Raw genomic sequence first — 1,370 nt, forward strand, 5'->3', positions numbered from 1 at the left:
TCGATGTCACGACTTGAAGGAGTTTCCGTGTCCACACATCGCCCTCGTCGGCGGCGGGTCGTGGCCGCCGCGGCCGCGGCGGCCTGTGTCGCCTTTGCCGCCGGCTGGTTCGTGACCGGCTCAGCCTCGGCGGGAACGCTGTCCGGCACCCTCTACCGCGATCCTGACTCGCAGGTCGTGCGCTGGGTCTCGGCGAACCCGAACGACTCGCGTATGCCCGTCATCCGCGACAAGGTCGCCAGCCAGTCGCAGGCGCGCTGGATGGCGAACTTCAACGTGTCCACCGTGCAGTCCGAGGTGTCCTCGTTCGTGAGCGCCGCCAACGCCGTGAACCAGGTGCCGGTGCTCACGTCCTACGCGATCCCGAACCGCGACTGCGGCGGGGCGAGCGCCGGCGGCGCGCCAGACCTCAACCAGTACCAGCAATGGATCTCCGGCTACGCCCGGGGCCTCGGCAGCCGGACCGTCATCGTCATCATGGAAACCGACGCGCTGGCCCTGCAGACGTGCCTGAGCAGCAGCGAGGTCCAGCAGCGCGACCAGGCGATCAGCACCGCGGTACAGACCTTGAAAACCGCAAACCCCAACGCCAAGGTGTACCTCGACGGCGGCCACTCCGCCTGGAACTCCGCCTCGGACCAGGGTTCCCGGCTGGTCGCCGCCGGCGTGCAGTACGCCGACGGGTTCTTCACGAACGTCTCGAACTTCCAGCCGCTGGGCAACGAACTCTCCTACGGCCGGTCAATCATCTCCTACCTGCAAAGCCGCGGCATCAACGGCAAGCACCAGGTCATCGACACCAGCCGCAACGGTGGAGCGGCCGGCGACTGGTGCGCCGACGACAACACCGACCGCCGCATCGGCAACTACCCGACGCTGAACACCGGCGACGCCAACGTCGACGGATACCTGTGGATCAAACCGCCCGGCGAGGCCGACGGCTGCGCCTACACGGCCGGCAGCTTCCAAGCCGGCCTCGCCTACAGCCTGGCCGCCAGCGCACCCTACCCGCCGACCGGATCCCCGACCGCCTCACCGTCGGCCAGCCGCTCCAGCAACTCCCCCTCGGCCTCCCCGTCGGCGTCCCGCTCACCGAGCGCGTCACCGTCCCCGAGCCGCTCGACCAGCGGAGGCGGCGGCGCGTGCAGCGCAACGTACCAGACCGCCAGCGCCTGGCAAGGCGGATTCCAAGCCGCCGTCACCGTCACCGCGGGGGCATCGCCGATCAGCACCTGGACGGTGACCTGGACGCTCGCGAGCGGCCAGCAGATCACCCAGCTCTGGAACGGCACGCTCACCACCAGCAGCTCGAACGTCACAGTACGCAACCTGACGTACAACGGCTCGCTCAGCGCTGGCAGCTCGACACA

General features: G+C 69.1%; 1 protein-coding gene. It reads left to right on the plus strand.

What is annotated here, in order from left to right; genetic code table 11:
* Window positions 1-27: 27 nt before the first annotated feature.
* Window positions 28-1,370, plus strand: a 1,343-nt coding sequence (locus tag ABT369_RS57795; RefSeq protein WP_350627273.1) for a glycoside hydrolase family 6 protein, incomplete at its 3' end; no start/stop codon positions are given.

It is taken from the genome of Dactylosporangium sp. NPDC000244 (assembly GCF_040300725.1).
Lineage (GTDB): Bacteria > Actinomycetota > Actinomycetes > Mycobacteriales > Micromonosporaceae > Dactylosporangium.